General features: G+C 42.7%; 4 protein-coding genes. 2 read left to right on the top strand and 2 right to left on the bottom strand.

Going from position 1 to position 3,696, the window contains the following annotated elements:
* Positions 1-438 (bottom strand): BT4734/BF3469 family protein (locus KSW37_RS15240; RefSeq protein WP_217315297.1); only part of this gene is annotated, 438 nt, incomplete at its 3' end.
* Between the two features lie 14 nt (positions 439-452).
* Positions 453-887: a hypothetical protein gene (locus KSW37_RS15235; protein ID WP_217315294.1), complete on the bottom strand. Its 435-nt coding sequence runs from the start codon at positions 885-887 to the stop codon at positions 453-455.
* Positions 888-1,837: 950 nt separating this feature from the next.
* Here KSW37_RS15235 and KSW37_RS15230 point away from each other — a divergent pair.
* Together KSW37_RS15230 and KSW37_RS16155 are read left to right on the top strand one after the other, a co-directional pair.
* On the top strand, positions 1,838-3,412 hold the full coding sequence (locus KSW37_RS15230) for an ATP-binding protein (RefSeq protein WP_254368697.1): 1,575 nt from the start codon (positions 1,838-1,840) through the stop codon (positions 3,410-3,412).
* A 166-nt stretch (positions 3,413-3,578) separates the two neighbouring features.
* Positions 3,579-3,696 (top strand): PD-(D/E)XK nuclease family transposase (locus KSW37_RS16155; RefSeq protein WP_194256672.1); only part of this gene is annotated, 118 nt, incomplete at its 3' end.

Below are 3,696 nucleotides of genomic sequence, written 5' to 3'. Positions count from 1 at the left end.
GAGCAGGATGCGGAATCCCTTGCCCGAGACGGTGATGTAGAAGACCATGGTGAAGGGGATGTTCCGGGCGGTCTGCCTGTGTGCCGCGATGTTTTCGGGGGGCACGTCGTCATAATCGAGCATCAGCCAGTAGGTTTCCTTCCTGAAGTCAGTCAGCTTCTTGGAGTTTCCCTTGAGCTGCACGCTGGGAGTGATGCAGGGCAGCCGGTGCTTGATGTCCTCTGCCGTTCGCTTGTCCACCTTCATCATCGACCTGTAGCCTTCGGTATTGGTTTTCACCGGTGCCGAATGCATGATGTTGTACTCCAGCACCTCTCTGTTGGGGAGAGGCTTGCTGGTAGAGGAGAACAGGTTTGAGAAAAATGAGGGCAAGGCCTCTTTCTCCTGTTCTGTATCCGGGTTCTTTCCGGTCTCGTTTGTGGGTTTGTTTTCTTTCATTTCTTTTTGGGAATTTATGAGTTCGTATCTTTTAATAATTTTCCAAGTTTTTTAGTTATTTTCTTGTAGGAAAGGTTTTCTCTCCAGTAGCTCCATGCTCTGTTATGTTCGCTCCAGTATACCGAACCTTTATTCCGTTCCCATATGCTCACTTCATCGCAATAATACTGGAATCTTGTTTTATGATGGACATTTTCTTCATGTATCCAGGTTTTACCTTCGAAGGCATCATCATCATCTTTTTCCATGAGAATGGTTTTGATGGCTCTATCCATAGCGAATATGTACTCTGGTATGAGCGTCATGTTATCAATCCTCTTATCGATAGTAGACTTTCCACCAGTTTCTTTACGAATCATAGTTGGTGATACGCCACATGTCTTTGCGATAGCCAGCTTAAATCTGGCTTCTTCTTCAAGTTCTGCCATAAATTTCTGTAAATCTTTCATTGTTTTATTCTTTGTTGTTAATATGTTGCGAAGGTAAACAAAATGTTTTACTTAGGCGGAGAGCTCTATAGAGCTCGCTTTTTACAAAGAATAACCTAGGTTAAACTTTTTAACGCAGCATTTTTGCGTCCATTTTTGTAGGGGTATTTTGAAGAAGAAGTAGGGAAGAAGCGAAACATCGTAAAAGTGACGAGGTGAAGGGTGAAGGGTATATTTTAAATCTTATATTATATTCTTTTTTTAGGGTTTTTCCGATTTTTGACCCTAGGGTACCCCTTTCATTTTTCCCTTGCCGCGCGTATATATAAAAAAGAGTTTTCAAACCTTCACCCTTCACCTTTTTATTTAAGGCTTTGTGTGTCAAATAGTTACGGGTGAAGGGTGGTGAAGGGTGTTTTTCGCTTTTTATAAACATATTTTAAGAATTCAGTCCGTTTTTACATATTTTAAACGTTTATTTTTGGTTCCGAAAGGGGTGCCTTTTTCAGGAGGATCCCCTTTTTCCTCTTTTCTTACCGCTGAAATCTTTGAAAAAGCGAGTGGGGTAGGGAATCCCGTCTTATGTTGTGTTAAACAATTATCAGATAAAAGAAGTTAACGATACCGAAAAAGGACTGATTTCTAAACAAATATTAACGCAGAAATCTTGAAGTTTCGCATATTAAATTCTGGTTTCGCAAGTTCAGAAGTTAACGAATTTTAAGGAGTTATTCAAGTTTCGCCAGTGTGGGAATTTATTGAAGTTAAAGAAGTTATCACTCCCTACGGTCGTTCGGGAAGTTAAGAGACAATAGTCTTCTAGCTTAAAATGCAGGACATTTGTCCCTTAACTTCCCTCTAACTTCCCCCCATGCGAAAGTTCAGTAAGAAAGTGCAAAAAAGATGAGAAAAGTATGGCGGTTTCGGAAAATAATCGTAAATTTGCAATTGGAAAACAAAGATTAGGAATTATGGTAGAGACTAACGATAGAAAATTGCCGGTAGGCATCCAGTCTTTCGAGGAAATCAGAAAGGGTGGATATCTTTATGTTGACAAGACAGATATCATCTGGCAACTTGCCAACAAGGGGAAAACTTATAATTACCTAATCCGCCCACGACGCTTTGGTAAATCAGTGCTGGTCGATACGCTCGAAGCCTACTTCATGGGTAAGAAGGAACTTTTCGAGGGGTTGAAGATTATGCAGATGGAGACGGAATGGGTGAAGCGACCTGTCATCAGACTGGATATGAGTCGTGCAGGCGCAGAACCGGAAACTTTGCGCTCTTATCTCGACAACACTTTCGACAGATTAGAGAAGGAATATGGCATTACACCTAAGCCAACTGCCAAACTTGCTGACCGCTTTGATGCAATAATCGTGGGGGCGTATGAGCAAACCGGACAGCAGGTTGCCATCCTCATCGATGAATACGATTCTCCATTGCAGCATTCCAGGAAGACTCCTTATCACGAAGCATGTACCGCTATCTATAGAGAGGTTTTTGCCATTCTCAAGGCAGATGATAAATACGAAAAGTTTGTCTTCATCACCGGCATCACCAAGTTTACGCAAATCTCCCTCTTCTCTGTGCTCAACAATCTGAGCAATATCAGCTTTGAGCCGGAATATGCTGCCATCTGTGGTATTACGAAAGAAGAGATGCTACGCGATTTTAAGCCGGAAATCAACAAATTGGCAGAATACGAAGACTGGACTTTCGATGAAGCTGTAGCACAACTGACGGCATATTATGACGGCTATCACTTCAGCCGCCGCAATATGGTGGATGTATTCAATCCGTTCAGTCTCATCAATGCCTTGGCAGATTCTGACCTGAAAAACTACTGGGCTTCATCGGGTGCAACCTCGCTGCTTCCAAAGTTTGTGGATGACATGGAGATTCGTTTGAAGGATTTTGATCATAGTGCCCTGTTGGACACTATCATAGAAACTTCTGACGTAACAGGCGGTGGAGCAGAGCTGTTTCTCTATCAGTCGGGCTATCTCACGATTAAGGGTTACATAAACGGAACTTATCTTCTTGGCATTCCTAACTTCGAGGTTCGGCAAGCCTTGAATGAAATCGTGTTGCCAACGCTTGCCATGCGCAAGAATAATAACCTTCAATCTACCCAGGCATTTCTGAATGTTCACCTCAGCCTTGGCAATCTTCCCGAAGCCATGAAATGCCTGAAGGCGCTTATTGCGGATGTACCTTACAGCAACAAGAAGCTTGCCAGCATGGATATGGAGGAGCGCTACCGACTGATAATGAGCACCATATTCAATGCCATCGGCTGCCGGGTAGAAGTAGAGAAGATGATAGCTACAGGCAGGATTGACATGGTGGTAGAAACCACCAATTTCATTTATGTGCTGGAGTTGAAACTGAGCAACAACGGTGGTGTTGATGCTGCCACGGAGCAGATGAAAGTCAAGCAGTATGCCGAACCTTTCAAGGCTGATAAGCGCAAGGTGATTGCCCTTGCCATAGAACTGGATGATATGGGAAAGGGACTGGTTGATTGGAAGGAAGTATAATATTGCAAGAAGGGTCTATACGCCACCTTTTCATCGTGGCAGATAGACCATTCAACACTCAATATTCAACAATCTCCAACTTTTTCAGAAACTTTTCCCGGAAATCTCTTGCGGGGTTGATAATAAAGTCGTAACTTTGCGGCATGGATTTTTAAAACAGATGATTATGAAGCAGGTAGAAGAAAGATACATCAGCTTGCTGACCGACTTCGGTTTCAAGCGAATTTTTGGAACAGCAATGAACAAGGATTTGCTCATTTGCTTCCTCAACAGCTTGTTTAATG

The organism is Segatella copri, assembly GCF_019127135.1.
In the GTDB taxonomy this organism is placed as follows: Bacteria; Bacteroidota; Bacteroidia; order Bacteroidales; family Bacteroidaceae; genus Prevotella.
Note: the sequence above shows the minus strand (reverse complement) of the source record. Positions and strands in the feature narration are given on the sequence as shown.

Excerpts from the sequence above, each read along its gene's own strand:
- KSW37_RS15230 (WP_254368697.1), top strand. The coding sequence starts at position 1,838 with ATGGTAGAGACTAACGATAGAAAATTGCCGGTAGGCATCCAGTCTTTC.
- KSW37_RS15235 (WP_217315294.1), bottom strand. The coding sequence starts at position 887 with ATGAAAGATTTACAGAAATTTATGGCAGAACTTGAAGAAGAAGCCAGA.